This is a genomic window from uncultured Paraglaciecola sp. (genome assembly GCF_963977085.1).
Taxonomy (GTDB): domain Bacteria; phylum Pseudomonadota; class Gammaproteobacteria; order Enterobacterales; family Alteromonadaceae; genus Paraglaciecola.
This window is the reverse complement of sequence record NZ_CAXBNC010000010.1, coordinates 30788-54792: the sequence shown is the minus strand read 5'-3', so window position 1 is coordinate 54792 and position 24005 is coordinate 30788. Positions and strand designations below refer to the sequence as shown.

Sequence of the window (24005 nt, the reverse complement as noted above, 5' to 3'; positions counted from 1 at the left end):
GACAACACGCCTTATTTATACCTTTATGCAGAGATAATTTTCTGTACATTTAGGCTATAAATCAGTAAGTTATACTGCGGTCTTGGGTATAAAATTAAGACTTTGTCACTAAGAAACTAAAAGGGTACCAATGAGTTCTAAATTGGAACAAAAACTTGCAGAATTTCGTATTACATTTATTGCTGAGTTTGAAGAAAAAATTGCGGTGTTGATTGAATTATGGTCAGAAGCCAGATCATCACATTCTATTGAAGCGATTAAACAATTTAGGTTTGAAGTACATAGCCTTAAAGGCTCTAGTGGTACTCTTAATTTTATCACACTGAGCGACAGGCTCGGTATGATTGAAGAAGAAGTTGCCCCCTGCGAAGAAAAAATCAATCAATTTAAGAGTATCATTCCGTTTATCGATCGGCATATGAATTCGATGATTGAAGCGTCAAGAATCAATCCTAATCCTTTGTTGGTACTCAAAACAGCTCCAGAGGTTCTTGGTGAACTACGGGAACCACTGAAAAACAATATAGACATCACCACTCAATCTTATCGAGATATTAAGATTGCCTTAATTGATGATAATGAAACCACTGCCGTACATACTAAATTGTTAGCTGGCTTTGGGTTTGCAATTAGTCATTTTAAGTCAATCGAAAAGCTTGAAGAAGTCTTAGCACTACAAACATTCAATTTGGTGCTGATTGATATTGATAACACAACGTCCTCATTGGCACAGATGTTCGCTTATGCTGGCAAGCTCAGAGCCATTGGTACAGATGTCTTTGTTTTATCCTCTTCAAGTTCATTTGAAAATAGACTGGCAGCCGTAAGAGCCAGAGTAAATGAATTCCTGTTAAAACCCCTTAATATCACTACTTTAGTGTCGAAAATTCGCAAAAACTTCAAACTTGATTTGATCAGACCCTACAGAATTCTATTATTAGATGACCAAGCTTCTGTAGGCATTTTTTATAAAACATTACTTGAAGATGAACATGTAGAAGTGCTGGCAATAAATCAACCTGAGATGATAATGGCTGAACTGGAATCCTTTCATCCTGATGTGTTTTTGTTAGACATGCACATGCCTAATATCAGTGGCTTAGAAATTGCGCGTATACTCCGTCAGCAATCAAAATATGACTATGTACCTATTATTTTTCTTACTGCAGATGAAGATATTAATACCAAACTTGCGGTCTTAGAATGCGGCGCCGACGATGTCATTCCCAAAAATACGCCACCTAATTTAATAGTACAGCAAGTGGATAGTCGTATTCAACGAGGTCAGGAAATCCGCTACCTTGCCTCTAGAGATAGCCTAACGGGTGTCCTCAATCATGGTCAAATTATGGATGCCGCGGCACACGCACTGAGGCTGTCTTCGCGGCAACAAAATCCTACTGTTGTGGTGATGATTGATTTAGATCATTTTAAACAAGTCAATGACAAATATGGTCATATAGCCGGAGATAAGGTACTGATTGCGTTAGGACAATTGTTGCTGCAATCAGTTCGAGACACAGATTATGTAGGTCGCTATGGCGGCGAAGAGTTTATGGTGGTGTTTAGTGATACAAACCCAAGCATTATCGAAACTAAAATGAACCACATTTTAAGCGCCTTTTTGCAGATAAATTTCACCGTTGCTGACACCTTCTTTCAAAGTAGTTTTAGTGCAGGTTTAGCCAGCTCCACTCGTCACGAAAAGCTCAGTGAATTTATATCCTCAGCCGATGCAGCATTATATAAAGCAAAAAAAGCTGGCAGAAGCCGAATTTGTGTGGATGCATAATCAGTCTCATCACACTTTACGTTTATGTTAGGGCCAACTCGTTAACTATGGCCCTCTGTATTAAACGAACTCAATTGGCTTTATTTTGTCGATAATTGTTTGATTATCATACATATCCTTGAACGCTTGTCCAAGCTGGTCACTTTGTGAAATAACGCTTTGCCAATATTTAATCCGTTGTGCAGCTGGCATAGTCTCAAAATCTTTTCTATCAGGTATTTTACCAAAAGGTAAACTCGCAACAAATTCATCAGAGGGGACCAGCATCACCACGTCATCGTAACTACCTGCATGAGGCAGGCGCTTTTTAAGGGACTTATCAAACCATCCAGGTACAGGCTTTGAATAAAAGTGAGGATAAAGCACTAACCCTTTTTGCGGCCCAAAGGTTAAGTCAAAATGATAATCAATTATACCTCCGTCTCTATACATACCTTTTGGCGCGCCGATTATGTCTCTCACCCCTTCAATCACAATGGGAATCGATCCCGAAGCCATTAAAGCTTGAGGTAAGTTTTCTGTTGAGAGAGTCACTGAATAAGAAGGCATTTTATTGGGATCATAAAGCACCAAATCTGAGTTAGGTGACGAAAATAAATAGCGCTGATAAAACTTTTCTAACCATTTACGTTTTATTACATTAGCACTCGCGCTGGCGATAAGACCTGTCATTTGTATTGGTTTGGCTTCAAATTGTGTTAACCCCTTACACTTTGCCACGATAAAGTGCGCTTTCACTATAGAGTTGTTAATTATCTCCGTAGCTCCATTTTCACCTAATACATAGTCCAGCAGCGCTGTACCTTTTTCAGTAATTTCTTTTGCTGTGGGTTTATCAGAATAAACAGTATGAGAATAACGATCAGCTAAACGATTAATGGCGGACAAGGGATCTTTTTGAGCAAAACAGGCAAAACGAAATGCACCGGCAGATGAACCAATAATATTAAGTGGTTTACAGCGCCCTGCAAAAAATTCTGGGAAAATATAGCGATCCAATCCCGCTAATACAAACCACTTTGGTCCTCCAGATGCCCCTAACATATAATCAAATAAATCTGCACTAAAACCCTCTTGTTTAATACGTGCAAGGGCATTTTTCCCAGCATAAACGTCCAAAACCTGCATATTCATCCTTCTATAACTGTCATGATAATTAAATGTACTTTCACAGTACAGTGTGCCGATTTTACCACTATATTGTCTTTAAAAAGACTCATGTGCCTTAGCGGCGAGTAAAAACGCAGCGGCAGAGTTTAACAACTTGTACACAAGATTCACCTAAATCAGAGCGAGATAACTCACTACTTTGGGAAATATTGCATAACATTATTCACTTCACTGCTTTAATCACCATAAATTCGGCACAAATGATGTAATTTCAAGCAAGCATTTGGCTATCGAACGTTTTACAACCACACCTTTTTTATCTATATATATCAGCACCTTAAGCAACATATAAACAGAACTGAACAGAGTTATCCACAGGAACGGTGGATAACCTAAGCTTGACATCATTAAAGCAGACTGTTTTGCTATCCCAAACAGAAATGGTGCTAAATATTAGGCCATACTTAGAATAACCAATTATGCAAATCCATACTTTCAGGTCACTTAATTGAATACAACTAAAATGGGCTTATTTAATCGCCTAGTAGCCGCCAACTCGCTACCTACACATAACAAAGCCATAGACATGTTAAGTCCGCTATCTGGTAAAATAGTGCCTTTGGATGACGTGCCTCATGCACTTTTTACGGCACGCATGTTTGGTGAAGGCATTGCCATCGTCCCTTCTGGCTACCAAGTACTCGCCCCATTTGCTGGCTCCATGCTTCATTTTCCTGAAATGGCTAATCAATTAAGGTTAAAGGCCAAAAATGGCCTACAACTACAAATCCAGTTAGGCATTGATTCCCACCTTATGATGGGGGAAGGCTTTAAGAGAGTTGTTAAACAAGGAGAGCAATTTCAACAAGGGCAAATTCTCGCAGAGTTTAATTTGGTTAAGATGAAAAAAACACTTCCCAGTATTTTATGCCCCGTTACCCTACTCAACAGCGATAAAATAAAAGGCCTGCAAGGACACTATTTTCAGGTCATTGCAGTGGAAGATAAAATGCTAACGGTTTACATATAATTTAGGAATAACACTGAACTAAAAGCATCAGTTGTTTGCTTTACCTGCCTATCTCTTTATCGCTATAGTTACCGGATTCAATTTCAAATGTATAAATAGGACGCCATGACCACCACTCTTTACGGCATTAAAAACTGCGATACCATCAAAAAAGCACGCGCTTGGTTAACTGAAAATAATATTGATTTTAACTTCCATGATTACCGACAAGATGGTCTCGATTCAAACTGGTTAAATCAGGCAGAGCAAGCCTTGGGCTGGGAATTAATGCTCAATAAACGTGGCACTACTTTTCGACAATTAAGTGAAGAGCAAAAACAAGGTGTGGATAAAACAGCGGCTTTGGCACTGATGCTTGAATTTCCAGCCATGATAAAACGCCCCATACTTATCCATAACGACCACTATTTTATCGGGTTTAAAGCCGACCAATACGCTGAGGTATTCTCATGAGCCGCACCCTTGACCTCACTAAAGAGCTGATCAACCGAAAATCTGTTACCCCTGAAGACGCAGGTTGTCAGGACTTGATGGCCGACATCCTGACACCTTTAGGTTTTGAAATAGAAGACCTCACCTTTGCTGACACTAAAAACATCTGGGCACGCAAAGGTACTGAGGGGCCAGTATTTTGTTTTGCCGGACACACAGACGTAGTACCTTCTGGCCCAGAACAAAACTGGCAAACGCCACCTTTTGAAGCCACAGAAAAAGACGGCTATATTCATGGTCGTGGTGCCGCAGACATGAAAGGCAGTTTGGCTGCCATGTTAGTGGCCACAGAAAATTTTATAAAAGCCAACCCGCAACATAAAGGCTCCATTGCTTTTCTAATCACTAGTGATGAAGAAGGACCCTTTATTAATGGCACCACTAAGGTGATTGATACCCTAGTAGCCCGTAACGAAAAAATCACTTGGTGCCTAGTGGGTGAACCCTCTAGTACTGACTTAGTGGGTGATATAGTCAAAAATGGCCGCAGAGGTTCACTAACTGGCGACTTACTTGTCAAAGGTATTCAGGGTCATGTCGCCTACCCGCACTTAGCCAGAAACCCCATTCACGAATCAACACTTGCATTAGCAGAACTAGCGAATACTCAATGGGACAAAGGCAACGCATTTTTTCCGGCCACTAGTTTTCAAATATCCAATATTAATGGAGGCACAGGTGCTGGCAATGTGATACCTGGCGAATTAAAAGTCTGCTTTAACTTTAGATTTTCTACCGAAGTCACTGATCAACAGTTAATTGCCAGAACCCTTCAAGTGTTAGATGCTCATAAGCTAGATTACGATATTGAGTGGACCTTTAATGGCCAACCTTTTTTAACTGATTCAGGCAAACTAGTAGAAGCCACACAACAAGCCATCAAACATTGCACCGGTCGAGAAACCATATTGTCTACAGCCGGTGGCACCTCTGACGGGCGTTTTATCGCGCCAACTGGAGCCCAAGTAATTGAGCTTGGTCCTGTGAATGCCACCATCCACAAAATTGATGAATGTGTAAAAATGGACGATCTCGATACACTGGCTGATATTTACCAAGATATCTTACAACGGCTGCTAGCGTGATCACCCAAGCACATATCTTAGGGAAAGATGAAAGCCCATTAGTCGAATGCCAAAACGGTTTTCGACTCTTACCTGAGGTATGTGATGCATTTCAGCGTATGCAAAAGGCAGCCGCTCAAGATAAGGTAGATCTGCAAATTGTCAGCAGTTATCGAGGATTTGACCGGCAATTACAAATTTGGAACAACAAATGGTCTGGTAAAGCAAGGTTACTAGACGCAAATGAAACGCCCTTAGATGCCACCACCCTATCCGAGCAAGAAAAGCTACTGGCGATCCTCACTTGGTCGGCATTACCCGGTGCCAGTCGCCACCATTGGGGCACTGACTTAGACGTGTATGACAAAAATTCAGTAGAACAAAGCCAGCATAACTTTCAGTTGGTTTGCAGTGAATACGATCAAGGTCCTTGTAGCCAGCTTAACAACTGGTTGAACGAACACGCCATACACTTTGGCTTTAGCAGACCCTATGCAGAATATACTGGTGGCATTGCTCGGGAGCCTTGGCATCTTAGCTTTCGCGCCAGCGCTGACAAAATGCTTGAGCAATTAAATGAACAAGGCTTACTAAATAATCTGAGAAACTCGAATATTTTAGGATTAGAGAGTATTGTGGTTAACATGCCTGAAATTTATCAGCGCTTTGTTTTGAACAAAGGATCAACATGAACATTTGGATAGTAGTGGCCATTATCGTTTTAGTCTTAGGTCTGATTATTGGCAATATATTATTGCTAAAACAAAGTGCTAATCAAAAATTACCTAAGCCCAACAAAGATAACAATGCATCATATGACCGTTTTGAAGACAAAGATGAGTGATACTTTCCTAAATAATTAGAGTTAGTTTTCCATGAAAATTTTGCTTTTAGCCAACAAAGATATTGCTAGCAATTTAGCCTTGAACACGCTATTTCAAACCATTTCAGGGACACATGAATTTCAAATATTACTGTCATCATCTGTGGGCAAAAATAACAAAAGCAAACCTCAACCTTTATTAGATTTAGCCTTTTTTGAACAAGACTTATTTAACCAAATACTTTTCCCTGCCCTACAAAAAAATCCGCCATTAAAGTCCCCCAAATTTCAAAGTTTTGTTGGATTCAAAAAGCTCGGAATAGAGGTATCAGAAATACACTCAATCAACTGCATGGCGGGAATTAAAAGGGTAAAAACCTTTTCGCCTGACCTTATCGTTTCAATTCGCTTTGGACTGATCTTGCAATCAGCCGTTATTAGCATTCCAAAATTTGGCGTAATAAATTTACACTCTGGCAAACTGCCCAATTACCGTGGCGTAATGGCAACCTTTCGAGCCATGCAACAAAACGATACAGAATACGGCTCGACCCTACATTATATTAATGATAGTGGCATAGACAGCGGCGAAATCATCAGCATAAGTAAACAAGCTTTGGATTATCAGCGGTCATATCTATACAACACTTTGTCGCTCTACAATAAGGGGGTAAAGGATATAGTGAATGCCATAATTAGCATAGAAATAACAGGTAAATGTAAAAGTTATAATGCACATTCAGAGGGAAACTACTTTTCGTTTCCCTCTGAACATGAACTCAAAGACTTTAAACGCAAAGGCCTCAAACTATATGAATATCAAGATGTTATTGATATTGCACAACAATATTACTAAGGCCAGTAATATATGTTTGTTTTGAGGACAAAGATTAAATTCGTTTGCGCATTCCTAATAACAAAAGAACTGTCACAATTAATAGGCCGGTAACAGAAGGAGAAGGTACATCTACGGCTCTAACTGTGGTTATTGCGCCAACAGCATCAATATCAGCACCAACAGTAGTACCGGATTGAGCATCCTTACTGCTATCATCTGTTAACCTGACATAAGAGAAAACGAAACTCGAATCAAATCCGAATGAATCTATATCGATCCCTGAAGTAGAACCACCCACTGCGCCTACAGACAGCCAATTCACAGCATCGACACTAATATCAACAAAAGTATCTTCAATATCTCCACCAATTTCAAAAATCCAAAGATCGAGTGCTGAAGAGTCACTCCCTGTTAGTAAGTTATCAACAAACTGCAAAACAATAGACCCTCCACTACCTAATGAAACAAAGGTGCAATCGGCTTGTGTTAAGCAGGACTCCCCAGCGAAATCCGGTATACCTAACGCATTATCCGCACCCAAAAATATATCACCTGGTTCACCGCCAGAAATATTGGGGGTAAAAGAGTGAACGCTATCAGCAAATGAAACCTCTCCTTGTGGAAAATCAACACCGCCTATTAAGGTTGCCTGGCTTTTTAATGAATAGCTGCCCAACAATAGGCATAAGATAGTGATCAAAATGGATGAAATTCGAATCATAATTATTTCCTCTATATTAAAAACCAAAAATCGTTCAAAAAACAAGCACCTTTAATGCCGTTTTATAACATTCTGTTTTATATAGATTTATTTTTTAGCCAATATTTTTTTGTAAAAAATTCCGACAGTTTGTAGACACAATTCGACTAAAATAGTAAAAAATCACACTGATTAATGGCAACCTTCAGAGCTATGAAACTCAATGATATTGATTACTGCATAGAATTCTATATTTGCGGGGTGATCTGATGTGCAAGGCTGAAATTCAACGGTGAAGCCACCTAAGATTAAAATCGATGAAGCCGAGGCTCATGTCTTTTGCCCACACACCCATCTAGGTTCGCCAATTATTTTTGATGTTTATTAGTCCCGTGAAACTGTATTGCTTAGACGCACAGCTCCTGCCAATTAAACAACACAACAGCATTCTCAGCCTAAAGATCAACATATCGTATAGCAGTCCCACTAATACTCACCATCAACATGCTACCGCCCTTACCTACCACCTCATAATCAATATCAACACCAATAATGGCATTGGCACCAATAGAGCGGGCTTCATGTTCTAATTCTTGAAAGCCAATTTTTCGAGCTTTTGTGAGTTCATCTTCGTAAGCGCCTGAACGCCCACCGACAATGTCACGTATGGAAGCAAAAATATCTTTAAACAAATTAGCGCCCATTACAGCTTCACCTACAACAATACCTAAATATTGTTCAATTTTTTTACCTTCTAATTGATTCGTTGTGGTTACTATCATCTGTCTTTCCTTGTTTCAATTTCAGTTTTAATTAAGTTAACTTGTTCGGCCAACTGAACATTAGAATAAGCCTTAAACGGCACCTGCCCCCAAATGGGGTTAGGCCAACTAACGTCATCTTGGTAACGCACAATATGGTGTAAATGTAACTGAGGCACCATATTACCCAGCGCTGCAATATTCAACTTATCAGGTGTAAACAAATGTTTAAGTGCGCGACTGACTAATGCCGATTCTTGCCATAACTTTTGTTGCTGATCCTCGCTCAAATCAATCACGTCTTTGATATCAGCAACATGTGGCACCAAAATTAGCCATGGATAGTTGGCATCCTTTATCAACCTTACGCTACAAAGCGGTAACTCTGTCACCAATTCACTGTCTTTTTCTAATTGAGGATGTAATACAAAAGTAGACATAAGGCGCCTTAAATTTCAGTCGGTATAACAGTTAACAAGGCTCTTTGGCCAATTTCAACATTAGCGTTAGGAAAGACTATTGCTTCTCCTTCGAACTGAGCGCGATATTCACAACCACTTTCAGAGGCTAATAAATGATTTTTCGGAAAATCACTGAAGTTAGGTGCATCTAGTGCAAAATTCAATGCAAAATCAGCCTGTTGTTTATTGATGACTTGATTGACCTCATAAATCAAAAAGTCATCAGCACGATAAGGTTTAAGCTTTAAATCATCGCCACATATCAACGCAGTTAAGGTTTCAACTACGCCACTAAAGTTACCCATATCATTTTGACCAAATGCCATGACTTTACCCAATTCAACTGTAAAGGCATTGGCATTAAATTCGTTAGCTGAGTAGTAACTAAAAGTAGTAGTGGGACTGCCAGACAATAAAATGGTATTCACACCACAAGCTAACAAAATTTGTAATTGATGTTTGTCCCAGGCTTTGCCATTTTGAAAAGGGTAAACAGCAAATTTGTCATTTTTAGAGGCGCGAATGGCGGTATGTAAATCATAATGAAAACGTGTCCTGCCCTGCTCTGCATCCACTCCTAGGTAAAAGTTTTTAACCACGTCCTCTAATTGTTTTGCGCGGCGTCTTTCGTCATTCATCTTTTGTCCAGCAGCTAAATTTTGATGTTCGCCACTAAACAAACGATTCATATTTTCTTCAACAAAACGTTCGGCAATATCCATGGCGGGCAAATTACCAAATAAAAATAATACTCGCTGTTTAAGTACTATTTTACCCGTTAAAATCTTTTTGACTAAGTCGTCGCAAATTTCTATTGGCGCAGTTTCGTTTCCGTGTACTGCGCACGAAATCACGATATCTTTATCACTAACAGCAATAGTTTCGAAGCTTATGATGCCTTCGGCCAATACATTGACTCGCGTATGAGCATCGATAAAAAACTGAAAAGAATCCTTAAAGAGTGGAGCTTGCGTGCGTGATAACGCAAGAAAATTACCCTGCTGTTTTAACGTTTGAATAGTATTTTGAATGGACGCTGTGGCTGTATTTTGCATAATGAGTGAGTAATGACCTCAGAATTGATTTCTAAAGGCGTAATATTACGCTAATCCGCAGCTTAACTCTCTACTTTTACACTGAGAATATAGCCGCTATCAACAAAGTTAAGCTCGGTGATGTTGGCGTACAAAGGATGTGCCCACTGCCAAGTCCTTGCTGGCCAGATCAACAAACTCATTGATAGGGATCGCTTTGGAAAACAAAAAACCTTGGCCAGATAAAACCCCAATTTCACGGAGAATATGTAGGTGTTGAATACTTTCGATACCCTCAGCAATCAATTCACAATTAGCGGCTTCAGCAATCAACTTACTTGCTTCAACTATGGCTCGATTAACAGGACTTTCATCAATCTGCATAATAAACGACTTATCAATTTTAATGCTGTCAATCTCAATATCACGTAGATAGGCCAAGTTAGAATAACCCTTACCAAAATCATCGATGGCAATTGACGCGCCCAGTGAACGAATTTGAGACAGTTGTTTTTTCACTAAAATTGAATTTGATAAAGCAACATCTTCTGTCAATTCTAATTCAAACTGGGATAACTCCACCTGATGTTTGTTCGCCATTTTTCTGAGGTTGTTAGCAAACTTCAAATCATATAATTGTGATGGCGACATATTTACCGCAATTTTTAAGCGTAACCCCAAACTATTGAGGAATTCAGCACTGATGAACGCTTGCTCTAATACCCAATAACCCAATTCATTCATCATATTATATGATTCAGCAGCTTCAATCAGTGCCCCTGGAAAAATCAAACCGTCTAACGGATGATTCCAACGCAACAAACACTCTGCACCAATGATACTTAAGGTATTTAGTTCAATTTTAGGTTGAAAGTATATTTCTAACTCATTTTGATCTAACGCTCGGGTGATATCAGCTTTTAGGGCCAGGGCTCTGCCAGAGGTGTTATTAGTTAAATTTTGCGCATACTGAAAATTATCAAATTTATTATCTTTTGCTTGCTTTAACGCCGTTTCGGCTAAGGAAAAGAAGTGATTGATATCAATATTATTCTTCGGATTGGTTGCCGACCCCACATTGAAGTCCGCAATAAAAGCATGATCATCACATTGAATAGGAATTTTGAAATGTTGAACTAAATGAGTGTAAAAATCATATAATTGATTCTGTTGGTGAGCACCAGACAAAATCAAACCAAATACATCACCACCAATTCGACCAAAAATGGCGTTATCGTTAAATAAAAATGCAATACGATTGGCAATTTCTAATAATACTTTGTCGCCATATTCATAACCAAAACTACTACTGACATCAGAAAAACGCACAATATCAATGAGTAATATAGATTGCTCTGTATCTACTTTAAGAAGCTGCTCTATTTCCCCCAAAAAGACATACCTATTGGGGATGGTAATTAATGACTCATGTTGCATTAAAAAATATTGCCTTACTAGTGATACAGGATTAGATGTATTTAGGCTCCAGTTAAAATCCTTTTTAACGTTAATAATATATTATCGGAATAAATCCAAAAATCTTGAGTAAATTATTACACATATTTAAAAATAAAAAAGCTCAAACTTTTGTTTGAGCTCTACTTATACAAAATATTCACTTAAGCAGTCAAACCTCGAGATTAGACGCTAGTATAAATATTCAGTTATATGGTCATAATTTAATCTACTGCACATGGCTGCAATCGCCAAATATTTTCCACATAATCTTTTATGGAGCGGTCAGAAGTAAACTTGCCCATGCGGGCTGTATTCAAGATTGCCATTTTTGCCCAAGCAGCTTTATCACAGTATGCCTTATCCGCTCTTTTTTGTGCTTCAGAATAAGATTCAAAGTCAGCCAAGACTTTATAAGGATCTCCGCCCTCCAACAAACTATGCTTAATTGAAGCTAAGGCACCAGGTTTACCCGGTGTAAAATAATCTGTTTCAAGCCAATCTAAAACGGCTTTGATTTCTTTATTATTATAATAATAGTTGTAAGGGGTGTAGCCAACTCGATCCAGCTCTTGAACTTCTTCGACGTTTAGCCCAAATATGAAAATATTTTCGTCACCCACTTCTTCGGCAATCTCGATATTTGCGCCGTCTAATGTACCTACTGTTAAGGCTCCGTTTAGGGATAATTTCATATTACCTGTACCTGAAGCTTCTAAACCAGCGGTAGAAATTTGTTCAGAAATATCCGCAGCTGGGATCATTTTTTCAGCCAAACTGACACGATAATTCGGTAAAAACACTACCTTAATTTTGCCATTTACTCGCTTATCATTATTCACTTTTTCAGCTACTTGGTTGATTGCATAAATAATGTCTTTGGCTAACTTATAACCAGGCGCTGCTTTTGCTCCGAATAAAAACACCCTTGGTTGCATATCGTAACTGGGATCTTCCAATAAGCGGCGATATAAAGCCATGATATGCAACAGGTTAAGGTGTTGACGTTTATACTCATGCAGTCGTTTAATTTGAACATCAAAGATAGCTTTAGGATTAATGTCTATTCCCGTCAGTGCCATCACCTCTTTTGCCAGTGCTACTTTGTTTTCATGTTTAATTTTCATGAATTGTTTTTGAAACTTAGCATTGTCAGCAAACTGGCTCAGCTGTTCTAACTTTTCTAAATGTAATGGCCAGTCGTCACCCACCTTTTCATCAATTAACGCAGATAACTTAGGATTACATGCCTTTAACCAACGACGTGGTGTAATGCCATTGGTCACATTGGTTAACTTTTCTGGCCACATTTTGTGAAATTCGGGGAACAAGTTTTTCTTTACTAAGGCGGAATGGATTTCAGCGACACCGTTGACTTTGAAAGAGCCAATGACCGACAAATTCCCCATACGTATCATCTTTTCGTTGCCTTCTTCTATAATCGACAACTTCTGTTTAATGACATTGTTACCTGGCCATACTTTCTCTACTTCGCTCATGAAGCGGTGATTGATTTCGTAGATGATTTCCAGGTGCCTTGGCAGAATCTTTTCAAACATACGTGCAGGCCATTTTTCAAGGGCTTCTGGTAATAAAGTATGATTGGTATAGGCAAAGCTTTTACTGCATATATCCCATGCGTTATCCCAATCAAGCTCGGCTCTGTCTAATAGAATTCGCATTAATTCAGGTATGGCAATAGCCGGATGAGTGTCATTGAGTTGAATCACCACTTGATTCGAAAAACGACTCCAATCATTTCCATGGGCTCTTTTGTAACGTCGGATAATATCTTTGAGAGAACAGGCACTGAAGAAATACTGTTGAATTAATCGCAACTCTTTACCGGCTTCAGTTTCATCATTGGGGTACAACACTTTGGAAATAGTTTCAGCTTGAACATTTTCTTTTTGGGCATCCACATATCCACCGGCATTAAAAACATCCCAGTTAAAGTAGTCAGACGCTTGGCTTTGCCATAAACGCAACACATTCACAGTTTTACCGCCATAACCGACTACTGGAATATCCCAAGGTAAACCTTTAACAATTAAACCTGGATGCCATTCTTTCTTAATTCCGCCATTCTCACCATATTTGGTTTCAACATAGCCATACAAAGGAATTTCTTGAATTGACTCTGGGCGACATATTTCCCATGGATTACCATAATCACGCCAGCTATCTGGACGTTCTATTTGTTTTCCATTTTTGATTTCTTGACGGAACAAACCATGTTCATAATGCAATCCATAACCTACAGCGGGTAAATCAAGCGTTGCTAGCGAGTCGATAAAACACGCTGCTAAACGTCCCAATCCACCGTTACCCAATGCCATATCGGGTTCTTCTTCCATAATATCGCTAAGGTTAACACCCAGTTCTTTTAGGGCTTGATCTGTTTGTTCGAATAAACCTAAATTATGTAGGTTATTAGACATCAATCGCCCCATTAAAAATTCGGCTGAAAAATAATGGACTGCTCTAGTGTCATTTAAGTAGTGGGATTTCTGAGTTTTACGGAGTTGTTCTAAAACATGTTCCTGAACGGATGCACACGTCGCTTTCCACCACGCATGGTTATTTGCTTTATTCTCATCGGTGCCTAAAGAACAATGTAAATGTCTTACAATTGCATCTTTAATGGCTGTTTTTGGTAAGGAAGACGTTTTAGAAACCGACTTTTTCGCACTCATATCACACCTCAAATTTGCTTTATTACAGACCACTTACGCTGATGTATATCTACAAAATCGGAATTTAAATGACGTAATAAAATTACAGATAAAATTTATAAGGTAGTTTTAGCAGGATTTTTTGCGAGAGTTTGTTAAATAAATGTTAAATAAACACATAAACATACGTATTCACATAAAAATACGTATGTTTTTTACAGTTCATTAACACTACAACTTAGTTAATTAAACATTTGCGGTTTTAAATACTTGTTCCACCAGCGCTTGGGCTTCTTTTACTAATAAATCAAGATGATCAGCGCCATTAAAGCTTTCAGCATATATTTTGTAGATTTCTTCAGTTCCTGATGGACGAGCTGCAAACCATCCATTTTCGGTACTCACTTTCACTCCACCAATGGCAGCATTGTTACCTGGAGCATGGGTTTGAATATTGGTAATGGTTTCACCAGCGAGCTGAGTAGATTGAATAACACTTTTATCCATTTTACTTAATACTTGCTTTTGAGCGTGATTGGCTGCCACATCAATGCGGGTATAAACAGGTGAAGAAAACTGTTCAGTTAGTGCTTGATAATGCTCGCTAGGATCTTTCCCAGTTACAGCTATAATTTCTGCAGCCAGTAAACATAGGATGATCCCATCTTTGTCGGTTGCCCAAGGTTTGCCGTTACGACGCAAAAATATGCCTCCTGCACTTTCTTCACCAGCAAAACCAATTTCACTGTTCAAAAGTCCTTGTACAAACCATTTGAAGCCTACCGGCATTTCTGCCAATTCACGACCTAGACTTTTCACTACGCGGTCAATCATACTACTAGAGACCAATGTTTTACCCACTTTAATATTCTGTGGCCAGTCTGTTCGATGTTGATACAAGTATTGAATAGCTACGGCTAAATAATGATTAGGATTCATTAAGCCGCCTTTAGGGGTCACTATGCCATGTCGGTCAAAATCAGGATCATTACCGAATGCCACATCAAACTTATCCTTTAAGTCTATCAAGCCTGCCATGGCGTATGGTGACGAACAATCCATACGGATTTTTCCGTCTTTATCACGGCGCATAAAACCAAATTGTTGATCAACATTACGATTCACTACTTCAATGTTTAATCCATAACGCTCAGCAATTCTGTCCCAATAAGCTAAGCCTGCACCACCTAGTGGGTCAGTGCCTAAGACCAAACCAGCTTTGGCAATCGCTTGCATATCAATCACTTGATCAAGCTGAGCAATATAGTCTTCCGCAAAATCAATTTCTGTTACAAAAGCAGAATCATAGGCGGCCACTAAACTCATGCGTTTTACGTCAGCCATATCATTACTGATAATGTCATTGGCGCGCTGCTGAATAAGATTAGTCACGTCACTGTCTGCTGGTCCACCATGAGGAGGGTTGTATTTAAAACCACCGTCTTCCGGAGGATTATGTGAAGGTGTGATCACCACCCCATCTGCTTGATCTTTTGGCGAATCCACATTGTGCTGCAAAATCGCATGGGATATGACTGGAGTTGGTGTATAACCACGATTTTCTTGTACCACTAATGACACACCATTGGCAGCCAAAACTTCAACAGCCGTTGAAAACGCAGCTTCAGATAAGGCATGAGTATCCATGCCCATATACAAAGGTCCGGTGATACCTTGTTCTTGTCTAAACTCAGCTAAAGCCTGACTGATTGCAGCTATATGGTTATCGTTAAAGGTATTTAACAATGCACTACCTCGATGCCCAGACGTGCCAAAAGACACAGCTTGAGTACTATCCCCTTTTGTGGGTTGATTGGTGTAATAGGCGCTAGTCAATTTAGCTACGTTGACCAACTGTTCCTTACTTGCGGGTTTTCCTGCTTCTGGATGAAGAGCCATAAAGATCCTTATATTTTGTTAAATATGTTCAGGGGCAAATATTGTAATCAGTTGTTCTATTTCGGTTGAGTTAAAGCCAACTTGCTCAGCGACTTCTTTAAGCATATTAATTTTCTTAACAGTGTTGTTATTGGTGATCACCCAATAATCGGATCCAGGTACATTTTTAGGGTTAGTACTGCTGCCAGTCCCCAACAAAGTGTCCTTATCTGTTGCGAAATAAGTTCTATTGCGTCCACTCATGCCTAACACTTTGGCAAATTGCTGAGTATTGTGTTTGTGAATAATCGATAACACCAGCAACCACCTTTCGACAATTTTAGGGATAGCTTGCAACTGTTGACCTTCAAGTTCACTAAACACTGCAGACGACTCACAATCTTGCTCAGTACTTTGCAGTTCCCCCACTGCAATTGGAACCGCATTAATAGGGGTAACCGCATCTGCATTACTTTCGTTGCTGTTGTTAAGTAGCGATTCAGGCATCACGAGTCGGCGTAAGATATCCGAGGCACTTTCACCGATATCTTGAGTTTGTGAGGCAATAAAGTGGTAAAGATCGTCTTCTATTTGAATACTTTTCATGAAATTTATTATTTTAAACGGTACACATGTGACTAGATTATACTTATTGCCACAATCAAATCATCGATTAATTCCATTTCATACGCAAGTATTAGCTAAACCACCAAAAATCACGCTAATTTGCGCTAAAATATTGATTCGCCCAACGTTATCAATTCTTCGGATACTATTACTCTATGCTGCATAACAAATTGGCCAAGGCCATAGAACAATCTTGTGAGGTGCTAATAGGCAAACAATCACAGGTTAAATTAGCACTAACCTGTTTGTTGGCAAACGGCCATTTGTTAATTGAAGACTTACCCGGAATGGGCAAAACGACTTTGTCACATACCTTGGCAAAAGTACTGGGGTTAGAATATTCTCGTATTCAGTTCACATCAGATTTATTACCCGCAGACATGTTAGGCATCAATATTTTTGACAATAACGAACAAAGCTTTCGTTTCCACCCAGGGCCTATTTTTAATCAACTTGTGCTGGCTGATGAGATTAATCGCGCCAGCCCTAAGACCCAAAGTGCACTGCTTGAAGCTATGGAAGAAAGGCAAGTCAGTCTAGATGGCGAAACGCGCGCCCTGCCTTCACCGTTTTTTGTAATAGGCACCCAAAACCCATCACATCAATCAGGTACCTACCCACTCCCTGAGTCGCAATTGGACCGATTTTTAATGCGTATTCAGTTGGGATACCCCGATAAAGAAGCAGAAAAAAGCATGTTAAAAACACAAGTGGGCAGTGTTCAACATGTTGTAGAAACGGTAATGGACATAGCTGAATTTATAGAATTACAAGAGAAAGCCAGTCTGGTTCATGCATCTGATGAATTACTGAATTATATTTTGCGTTTGGTCACCTTTAGTCGCGAAAGCAACCAATTTGCCAACCCATTATCACCGCGGGCAACTAAGGCATTGTTAAGCTCAGCTAAAGCATGGGCATTTATTAATAATAGAGATTTTTTAATTCCAGAAGATGTGCAAGCGGTACTTCCGGCCGTGGCTGAACATAGACTACGCAGTGCTTCTAGCGACTTCAGTACACAAGGTAGTTTAAGTAGAACATTGTTAGAAGCCATAGATCCAATCGCAGCATAGGCAAGACTATGACAATACTCAACGGCTACTGGAACAAATGGTTAAATAAACGCATTCCTGCGGCAGCGCAGCATCAGCTAAACCATAAAAACATTTTTATTTTCCCAGCTAAATTTGGGCTGTTATATTTGTCTTTGTGTGTGTTGTTGTTTTTACTGGGTACTAACTATCAAAATAATTTGATGTTGTTGCTGTGTTATTTTTTATGCGCGATTTTTTTAGTCAACTTATTGGCCAGTTATATCAACTTTGCCCGAATTGATTTACAAATTGGCAAATGCCCTGAAGTTTTTGTTGATGACAACTTACCTATCCCTCTTTGGTTGAATGCCAATACCAATGGTGGTTTTACTGCACATGGCGTACTTCACTTTAAGTTTCAAGCCACAAAGCAAAACCCCACAAACGGCACTAAAACCCGTCATTCCCACACTAATACACAAATTGACGCCGATGCATTTTCCAATCCAATTAATTTAAGCCAGAAATGTCTACAGCGAGGGAAATTGACCTTACCTAGAGTCACAGTTGCAAGCTTTTATCCATTGGGTTTATACCGGTGTTGGACACATTTGGCTTTTAGTCACCAGATTACGGTTTTTCCCAAACCCTTACCTTGTGAGATACAACTGCATATGAGTGAACAAAATAGCGCTAAAAAAAGCGCTGAAATAGCCAACGAACAATCCGGACACGATGACTTTTCTCATTTAAAAACCTACCAAGTAGGCGAACCTTTAAACCATGTTGCCTGGAAACAACTGGCTAAGGGACGAGGCATGGTAAGCAAACAATTTTCTGCAGTAGGTAATCACATAGGTTGGCTTAAACTATCCACCGACTACACGCTGCATAATTTGTCTCACCCCAACCATGAATCCGCCACGGCCTTAGAAACAGATCTTAGCAAGTTGTGTTACCAAGTCATTGAATTAAGCCGTAAGCAGCAAACCTTTGGGTTAGATTTAGGCTCCCAATGTATTGCGCCTAATAGTGGCAATGGTCACAGACGGGCGTGTTTAGAAGCCTTAGCTAACTTCCCTAATGGTTACAACTAAAGATGTTTAAAAAACAAAAACTAGAAACTAAGGGGCAAAGCCCAATGCAGTCCGCTAGGAATATTGCATTGTTGTTATTGGCGGCCACTTTAGTCTTAGTCAGTTTTAGCCTTTATTCATCAGTTCTCACTTGGATATTATTATTAGTTGTCTGTGGCGCTGTCATAAGAGGCGCGATTTACTTTTATTATTACAAACACTTACCCTCTATTCGCACCTTAAACTTATTAGCACTGCTAAGTATACTCGGTTTAATTTACTCAGCATTAAGTGCTGGTTTGTTATTTGGTATGGTGAATTTATTGATACTCGCTTGTGCCTTAAAATTAATGCAAATGCGCAGTCAAAAAGATGTCTATCAGTTGGTCATTAGTTTGTTTTTTTTGATTGGCTGCGGATTTATTTTTAACCAGTCGATGGGGTTTAGCTTATTTTACGCCTTGATGAGTTTGACATTATTGGTCAGCTTGGCTTGTTATCATGCCCCTTCCATCAGCATTGAAAATCATTTAAAAACCATATCAATACTCAGCTTACAAGCGTTGCCAATAGGCTTAGTGATGTTTTTGGTGCTGCCTCAACTTTCACCATTATGGCACACCCCTAAGGCCAAGGGTGCGCAAACAGGATTATCAGAACAAATTACCCCTGGGGATATCGCTGCGCTTTCACAATCCAGCGAATTGGCATTTCGCGCCACCTTCGAAGACATGCCACCTGTTGCCCAACAACGCTATTGGCGAGCCATAGTGATGGAAGACTTTAATGGAAAAACATGGAAAGTTCACAGCTATCGTCAGAAAATGCGCGAACTTCAATTAAAAACAAAACAACAATTTAATCCTAAGTTGAGTGGAGCTTATTTTAATTATGACGTCATTGCCGAACCTACCTTTCAACCTTGGTTATATGCATTAGACATAGCGGTACCAGCACCCACTCAAAGCAGCAGAAATATTTTGCAAAGCGGTGATTTCCTACTCTTTAGTCAACAACCCCTAGCCAGCAAGTATCAGTACACAGTGCGCTCTTACCCTGACGCTTTAAGCCACCAACCCCTTACCCTAGCTGACAAAAAGATTAATCTAGCCGTACCTGAAAAAGGTAACCAAAGAACTCAAGAATGGGTCAGTGGTTTACGTTCACAGTACCAAGATAACCATGAGTTTGTAGAGGCACTATTAAGGCATTTTATAGATAATCCTTTTATTTATACCTTGCGGCCAGAAGTGATGTTGGTTGATCCAGTGGATCGCTTTTTATTTGATAATCAAGCAGGGTTTTGTAGCCATTATGCAAGTGCTTTAGCCTATACATTGCGATTAGGTGGTATTCCGGCACGTATAGTCACAGGTTACCAAGGCGGTGAATCAGTACAAAACACCGGTGAATTGCCCTATTTGAGTATCTACCAATACGATGCCCACGCTTGGGTAGAAACATGGAGTGATAAAACAGGTTGGCAACGAATTGACCCAACCGCTCTGGTATCCCCTGATAGAATAGAATTTGGTTTAAGACAGGCCATGCTTGAAGAAGGCAGTTTTTTAGCAGACTCTCCCTTCGCCTTAGCCAAACTCACCAATATAGCTTGGCTCAACAATATACGCCTGTTTTTGGCAGACTTAGACTATAACTGGAGCCGCTGGGTATTAGGCTTTAATAGTGAAAGGCAACGGGATTTATTTAGATCGATTTTAGGTAAACTCACTCCAGAGCGCTTAGCTATGTTTGGATTGGGAATAGTATTCACTATTGGGTTGTTATTGAGTTTGTTTTTTCTTCCTCATTGGCTACAAAATCGTGTCAGCACAACACAACGTTTGTATTTAAAGGCACTGAGTGCCATTGACAAAGCAGGCACCACACGGGCCACATGGCAAGGACCCAGTGCATTTAATCAACAAATTTCGGATCATTACCCAACTATGGTCAGTGAGCCTTTTACTCATATCACACAACTCTACTTGCGATTATCCTATCAGAACATCGACAATATTGGGGCCTCTGTACTGAATGTTAAGCAGTGTCATCGCATGATGCGTCGACATTTAACCCAATTAAAAACGGGATTGCTTAAATACCAAGTATAAAGCATCAAAAAGAACTTAGGCTCCCTTAGCGATAAAGCAATTTTTATGGCATAATCCGCGCCGAATTTTTCGCCATATGTATTGGTTTATCTAATCAGCTCTATGGCAAATGATATCCGAAAATTAAAACTGGGGAACCGACCTTGCTAACAACTGCAAATATTACCATCCAATTTGGCGAAAAGCCTTTATTTGAAAATGTCTCAGCCAAATTCGGCAACGGCAATAAATATGGCCTGATTGGCGCAAATGGTTGTGGTAAGTCAACCTTTATGAAAATTATTGGTGGTGACTTAGAGCCTTCTGGTGGCAACGTTTCTGTGGACCCAGGTGAACGAATAGGTAAACTAAAACAAGACCAGTTTGCTTACGAAGAATACAGCGTTATTGATACTGTTGTAATGGGTCACGGCGAGCTTTGGAAAGTAAAAGAAGAAAGGGATGCTATTTATGCCAATCCCGATATGACTGAAGAAGACGGCATTAGAGTAGCCGATTTAGAATCTGAATTTGCCGAGATGGATGGTTATACCGCTGAATCTAGAGCCGGTGAACTGCTGATTGGTGTGGGCATTCCAGTAGAACAACATTTTGGTCCAATGAGCGAAATTGCCCCAGGATGGAAACTCCGAGTATTATTGGCTCAAGTATTATTTTCTGATCCAGACATTATGTTACTAGATGAGCCTACCAACAACTTGGATATTAATACTATCCGTTGGTTGGAAACCGTGCTTAACGAACGTAACTGCACCATGATTATTATTTCCCATGATAGGCATTTCTTAAATTCAGTTTGTACTCACATGGCAGACATCGATTACGGCGAAATTCGTTTATTTCCTGGTAACTACGATGAATATATGACAGCCGCCACACAGTCTCGGGAACGTTTGTTGTCAGACAATGCCAAGAAAAAAGCGCAAATATCTGAGCTAAAAGCATTCGTTAGTCGTTTCTCAGCCAACGCATCCAAATCCAAACAAGCCACTTCTCGGGCTCGGCAGATAGATAAAATTCAATTGGATGAAGTAAAACCCTCTAGCCGTCAAAGTCCATTTATTCGTTTTGAAGAAAGCAAAAAACTCCATCGCTTAGCTTTGGAAGTAGAAGGTTTAGCCAAAAGTTATGACGAAGAACTGTATAAGAATTTGGATCTAATGATAGAGGTAGGTGAAAGAGTCGCCATTATTGGTCCCAACGGCGTCGGTAAAACTACCCTACTTAAATGTTTAGTGGGCGACACTGACTTAACCGCTGGCAGCGTAAAATGGTCTGAAAATAGCAATATTGGGTATTATGCACAGGATCACGCGGCTGATTTTGAAGAGGATAAAACCTTGATGGATTGGATGTATCAGTGGGCCCAAGAGGGGGATGACGAGCAAATCATGCGTGGTACATTGGGTCGCTTGTTGTTTTCGCAAAGCGACATAACCAAATCAGTCAAAGTCATTTCAGGTGGTGAACAAGGGCGTATGTTGTTTGGCAAATTGATGCTGCAGAAACCCAATATTTTGGTAATGGATGAACCCACCAATCACTTAGATATGGAGTCTATTGAGTCTTTGAACTTAGCATTAGAGAACTACAAAGGCACCCTACTGTTTGTTAGCCACGATAGAGAGTTTGTATCCTCTGTAGCCACGCGGATCATCGACATGAAACCAGATGGTATAGTTGATTTTAAAGGTGACTATGAGAGCTACCTAGCAAGCCAAGGGGTATAAGCTCTAAGCCCCTAGCTTCTAGCTTCTAGCTTCTAGCTTCTAGCTTCTAGCTTCTAGCTTCTAGTTTCTAGTTTCTAGTTTCTAGTTTCTAGGATATTTTTCCAGATTAGCTTTTAGTGACAAAAAAAAGGGCATCATTTGTTAAAAATGATGCCCTAATCTTTTTTTGTTTTTAGCTAACCCCTCGAAGTACGAGGCTTGTAGCTGTCTTGGTTACTTAATATTAAGTAACCAAGAAACAAATTGTTTTGCTTCAGAGGTATTTGCGAAGGTGCCCATTTTTTGGCCACATTGGTCGGCAAACGCCACTTTGTATTTATTCACAGAGATGTTGTGCACTGGGCACATTACCGAAATCTGCGTTCCGTTATATGTATAAGACATAATTAAACTCATTAAATATGACTATTTTCTGTTTCATAAAATGAACACATCAATAATCAAAACTAAAAATAAGCTCATTACAGTTTTGACGATACTACTAAAACCTTAAGTTTCTTCTTGTTGAGACATCTGCAAATATTGTTTGCTACGATGTTTAATACTCACTAATTCGTCGTACGATAATTCAGCTTGTTATTGCAATTCAGTAGGATATTACCCATAAGCTGGTACCTAAAGATTACGTTTTTAATGTTGGCTGACTGGATCAAGGAAAGACATAACATTCGCGGTTTATGTTGAGAGAGATTCAACAGACCATGGGGCAATATACTTGGCTTTGTATAAACAATCAACTATTAATTTGACTAAATGGTCAACTGCCAGTTCATAGCTGCTAACACCTGAATAATGGTACCATTAAGGCGTTTATTTATAATGAGAGTCTAATTTTGGAAAAAATCGCCATTTTTGTTGACGTACAAAACATCTACTACACCACCAGACAAGCGTATTCTCGACAATTTAACTATCGTAGGTTTTGGCAACACATTAATCATCAAGGCGACATTATCATGGCGAATGCTTACGCTATTGATAAGGGGGATGAACAACAACAAAAATTTCAAAGCGCACTTAAACATATTGGTTTTCAGATTAAACTGAAACCCTATATTCAGCGCAGTGATGGCTCAGCTAAAGGCGACTGGGATGTAGGTATTGCCATTGACGTATTAGAAGCCGCCGAGACTGCTGATACCATAATATTATTATCCGGTGACGGCGATTTTGACTTATTGCTAAAAAAAGTAAGAGAGAAATATGCCTGTAAAACCCAAGTTTATGGTGTCCCACAACTTACCGCCACATCTTTAGTCAATGCGGCGGATGAGTTCTTCAAAATTGAATCAGAATTGTTGCTGTAAA

Annotated in this window: 22 protein-coding genes; 12 read left to right on the top strand and 10 right to left on the bottom strand. The window is 39.6% G+C overall.

Annotated features, from left to right (window positions below):
* The first annotated feature begins 130 nt into the window (after positions 1–130).
* On the top strand, positions 131–1792 hold the full coding sequence (locus AAC000_RS13100) for a diguanylate cyclase (protein ID WP_339723238.1): 1662 nt from the start codon (positions 131–133) through the stop codon (positions 1790–1792).
* A gap of 60 nt (positions 1793–1852) precedes the next feature.
* On the opposite strand, the gene AAC000_RS13095 is transcribed toward AAC000_RS13100, so the two are convergent.
* A complete protein-coding gene (locus AAC000_RS13095) occupies positions 1853–2920 on the bottom strand; it encodes a patatin-like phospholipase family protein (RefSeq protein WP_339723237.1) in 1068 nt (355 codons plus the stop codon).
* A 490-nt stretch (positions 2921–3410) separates the two neighbouring features.
* Here AAC000_RS13095 and AAC000_RS13090 point away from each other — a divergent pair, with 490 nt between their 5' ends.
* The 6 genes from AAC000_RS13090 (at position 3411) to AAC000_RS13065 (ending at position 7167) form a co-directional block, all read left to right on the top strand.
* A complete protein-coding gene (locus AAC000_RS13090) occupies positions 3411–3932 on the top strand; it encodes a PTS glucose transporter subunit IIA (protein WP_339723236.1) in 522 nt (173 codons plus the stop codon).
* A 105-nt stretch (positions 3933–4037) separates the two neighbouring features.
* On the top strand, positions 4038–4385 hold the full coding sequence (locus tag AAC000_RS13085; protein ID WP_339723235.1) for an ArsC family reductase: 348 nt from the start codon (positions 4038–4040) through the stop codon (positions 4383–4385).
* Entirely contained in the window at positions 4382–5509 is a 1128-nt protein-coding gene (dapE, locus tag AAC000_RS13080; protein ID WP_339723234.1) for a succinyl-diaminopimelate desuccinylase, read from the top strand. The genes AAC000_RS13085 and dapE overlap by 4 nt, the downstream gene beginning before the upstream one ends.
* A complete protein-coding gene (locus tag AAC000_RS13075; RefSeq protein WP_339723233.1) occupies positions 5506–6180 on the top strand; it encodes a M15 family metallopeptidase in 675 nt (224 codons plus the stop codon). Before dapE ends, AAC000_RS13075 begins: the two co-directional genes overlap by 4 nt.
* Positions 6177–6332: a DUF2897 family protein gene (locus AAC000_RS13070; RefSeq protein ID WP_339723232.1), complete on the top strand. Its 156-nt coding sequence runs from the start codon at positions 6177–6179 to the stop codon at positions 6330–6332. The genes AAC000_RS13075 and AAC000_RS13070 overlap by 4 nt, the downstream gene beginning before the upstream one ends.
* 31 nt (positions 6333–6363) lie before the next feature.
* Entirely contained in the window at positions 6364–7167 is an 804-nt protein-coding gene (locus tag AAC000_RS13065) for a formyl transferase (RefSeq protein ID WP_339723231.1), read from the top strand.
* 34 nt (positions 7168–7201) lie between these two features.
* On the opposite strand, the gene AAC000_RS13060 is transcribed toward AAC000_RS13065, so the two are convergent.
* The 8 genes from AAC000_RS13060 to AAC000_RS13025 all read right to left on the bottom strand — a co-directional run bounded on the left by AAC000_RS13060 (position 7202) and on the right by AAC000_RS13025 (position 16719).
* Positions 7202–7870 (bottom strand): hypothetical protein, encoded by a 669-nt coding sequence (locus AAC000_RS13060; RefSeq protein ID WP_339723230.1) that lies wholly within the window; start codon positions 7868–7870, stop codon positions 7202–7204.
* A gap of 434 nt (positions 7871–8304) precedes the next feature.
* Positions 8305–8631, bottom strand: coding sequence for a heavy metal-binding domain-containing protein (locus AAC000_RS13055; RefSeq protein WP_339723229.1), 327 nt, complete (start codon positions 8629–8631; stop codon positions 8305–8307).
* Positions 8628–9050 carry an HIT family protein gene (locus AAC000_RS13050; protein WP_339723228.1) on the bottom strand — a complete coding sequence of 141 codons (423 nt, stop codon included), beginning with the start codon at positions 9048–9050 and terminating at the stop codon, positions 8628–8630. Before AAC000_RS13050 ends, AAC000_RS13055 begins: the two co-directional genes overlap by 4 nt.
* Before the next feature lie 8 nt (positions 9051–9058).
* Positions 9059–10126 (bottom strand): succinylglutamate desuccinylase, encoded by a 1068-nt coding sequence (gene astE, locus AAC000_RS13045; protein WP_339723227.1) that lies wholly within the window; start codon positions 10124–10126, stop codon positions 9059–9061.
* 108 nt (positions 10127–10234) lie between these two features.
* Positions 10235–11542 carry a bifunctional diguanylate cyclase/phosphodiesterase gene (locus tag AAC000_RS13040; RefSeq protein WP_339723226.1) on the bottom strand — a complete coding sequence of 436 codons (1308 nt, stop codon included), beginning with the start codon at positions 11540–11542 and terminating at the stop codon, positions 10235–10237.
* Positions 11543–11784: 242 nt separating this feature from the next.
* Complete coding sequence (locus AAC000_RS13035) at positions 11785–14256, bottom strand: glycogen/starch/alpha-glucan phosphorylase (protein WP_339723225.1); 2472 nt, start codon at positions 14254–14256, stop codon at positions 11785–11787.
* 225 nt (positions 14257–14481) lie between these two features.
* Positions 14482–16134 carry a phosphoglucomutase (alpha-D-glucose-1,6-bisphosphate-dependent) gene (gene pgm, locus AAC000_RS13030; RefSeq protein WP_339723224.1) on the bottom strand — a complete coding sequence of 551 codons (1653 nt, stop codon included), beginning with the start codon at positions 16132–16134 and terminating at the stop codon, positions 14482–14484.
* 18 nt (positions 16135–16152) lie between these two features.
* On the bottom strand, positions 16153–16719 hold the full coding sequence (locus AAC000_RS13025; protein ID WP_339723223.1) for a Negative modulator of initiation of replication: 567 nt from the start codon (positions 16717–16719) through the stop codon (positions 16153–16155).
* Between the two features lie 176 nt (positions 16720–16895).
* Between AAC000_RS13025 and AAC000_RS13020 the strand changes: the two genes are divergently transcribed.
* The 4 genes from AAC000_RS13020 (at position 16896) to AAC000_RS13005 (ending at position 22697) form a co-directional block, all read left to right on the top strand.
* Positions 16896–17816, top strand: coding sequence for a MoxR family ATPase (locus AAC000_RS13020; RefSeq protein WP_339723222.1), 921 nt, complete (start codon positions 16896–16898; stop codon positions 17814–17816).
* A gap of 8 nt (positions 17817–17824) precedes the next feature.
* The gene (locus tag AAC000_RS13015; protein WP_339723221.1) at positions 17825–18874 is read left to right on the top strand and encodes a DUF58 domain-containing protein; all 1050 of its coding nucleotides are present in this window, start codon (positions 17825–17827) and stop codon (positions 18872–18874) included.
* Positions 18875–18876: 2 nt separating this feature from the next.
* Positions 18877–20967 carry a DUF3488 and transglutaminase-like domain-containing protein gene (locus AAC000_RS13010; protein ID WP_339723220.1) on the top strand — a complete coding sequence of 697 codons (2091 nt, stop codon included), beginning with the start codon at positions 18877–18879 and terminating at the stop codon, positions 20965–20967.
* A gap of 143 nt (positions 20968–21110) precedes the next feature.
* The gene (locus tag AAC000_RS13005) at positions 21111–22697 is read left to right on the top strand and encodes an ABC-F family ATPase (RefSeq protein ID WP_339723219.1); all 1587 of its coding nucleotides are present in this window, start codon (positions 21111–21113) and stop codon (positions 22695–22697) included.
* A gap of 213 nt (positions 22698–22910) precedes the next feature.
* Here the strand turns inward: AAC000_RS13005 and AAC000_RS13000 are convergent, their stop codons facing one another.
* A complete protein-coding gene (locus tag AAC000_RS13000) occupies positions 22911–23081 on the bottom strand; it encodes a hypothetical protein (RefSeq protein ID WP_339723218.1) in 171 nt (56 codons plus the stop codon).
* A gap of 449 nt (positions 23082–23530) precedes the next feature.
* Here AAC000_RS13000 and AAC000_RS12995 point away from each other — a divergent pair, with 449 nt between their 5' ends.
* Positions 23531–24004, top strand: coding sequence for an NYN domain-containing protein (locus tag AAC000_RS12995; RefSeq protein WP_339723217.1), 474 nt, complete (start codon positions 23531–23533; stop codon positions 24002–24004).
* Position 24005 lies beyond the last annotated feature (1 nt).

What these genes read in the sequence shown, in the direction of transcription:
- AAC000_RS13040 (WP_339723226.1), bottom strand. Translation starts at nt 11,542, where the DNA reads ATGCAACATGAGTCATTAATTACCATCCCCAATAGGTATGTCTTTTTG.
- pgm (WP_339723224.1), bottom strand. Translation starts at nt 16,134, where the DNA reads ATGGCTCTTCATCCAGAAGCAGGAAAACCCGCAAGTAAGGAACAGTTG.
- AAC000_RS13070 (WP_339723232.1), top strand. Translation starts at nt 6,177, where the DNA reads ATGAACATTTGGATAGTAGTGGCCATTATCGTTTTAGTCTTAGGTCTG.
- astE (WP_339723227.1), bottom strand. Translation starts at nt 10,126, where the DNA reads ATGCAAAATACAGCCACAGCGTCCATTCAAAATACTATTCAAACGTTA.
- AAC000_RS13065 (WP_339723231.1), top strand. Translation starts at nt 6,364, where the DNA reads ATGAAAATTTTGCTTTTAGCCAACAAAGATATTGCTAGCAATTTAGCC.
- AAC000_RS13050 (WP_339723228.1), bottom strand. Translation starts at nt 9,050, where the DNA reads ATGTCTACTTTTGTATTACATCCTCAATTAGAAAAAGACAGTGAATTG.
- AAC000_RS13000 (WP_339723218.1), bottom strand. Translation starts at nt 23,081, where the DNA reads ATGTCTTATACATATAACGGAACGCAGATTTCGGTAATGTGCCCAGTG.
- AAC000_RS13015 (WP_339723221.1), top strand. Translation starts at nt 17,825, where the DNA reads ATGACAATACTCAACGGCTACTGGAACAAATGGTTAAATAAACGCATT.
- AAC000_RS13010 (WP_339723220.1), top strand. Translation starts at nt 18,877, where the DNA reads ATGTTTAAAAAACAAAAACTAGAAACTAAGGGGCAAAGCCCAATGCAG.
- AAC000_RS13095 (WP_339723237.1), bottom strand. Translation starts at nt 2,920, where the DNA reads ATGCAGGTTTTGGACGTTTATGCTGGGAAAAATGCCCTTGCACGTATT.
- dapE (WP_339723234.1), top strand. Translation starts at nt 4,382, where the DNA reads ATGAGCCGCACCCTTGACCTCACTAAAGAGCTGATCAACCGAAAATCT.
- AAC000_RS13060 (WP_339723230.1), bottom strand. Translation starts at nt 7,870, where the DNA reads ATGATTCGAATTTCATCCATTTTGATCACTATCTTATGCCTATTGTTG.
- AAC000_RS13020 (WP_339723222.1), top strand. Translation starts at nt 16,896, where the DNA reads ATGCTGCATAACAAATTGGCCAAGGCCATAGAACAATCTTGTGAGGTG.
- AAC000_RS13035 (WP_339723225.1), bottom strand. Translation starts at nt 14,256, where the DNA reads ATGAGTGCGAAAAAGTCGGTTTCTAAAACGTCTTCCTTACCAAAAACA.
- AAC000_RS13085 (WP_339723235.1), top strand. Translation starts at nt 4,038, where the DNA reads ATGACCACCACTCTTTACGGCATTAAAAACTGCGATACCATCAAAAAA.
- AAC000_RS13100 (WP_339723238.1), top strand. Translation starts at nt 131, where the DNA reads ATGAGTTCTAAATTGGAACAAAAACTTGCAGAATTTCGTATTACATTT.
- AAC000_RS13025 (WP_339723223.1), bottom strand. Translation starts at nt 16,719, where the DNA reads ATGAAAAGTATTCAAATAGAAGACGATCTTTACCACTTTATTGCCTCA.
- AAC000_RS13055 (WP_339723229.1), bottom strand. Translation starts at nt 8,631, where the DNA reads ATGATAGTAACCACAACGAATCAATTAGAAGGTAAAAAAATTGAACAA.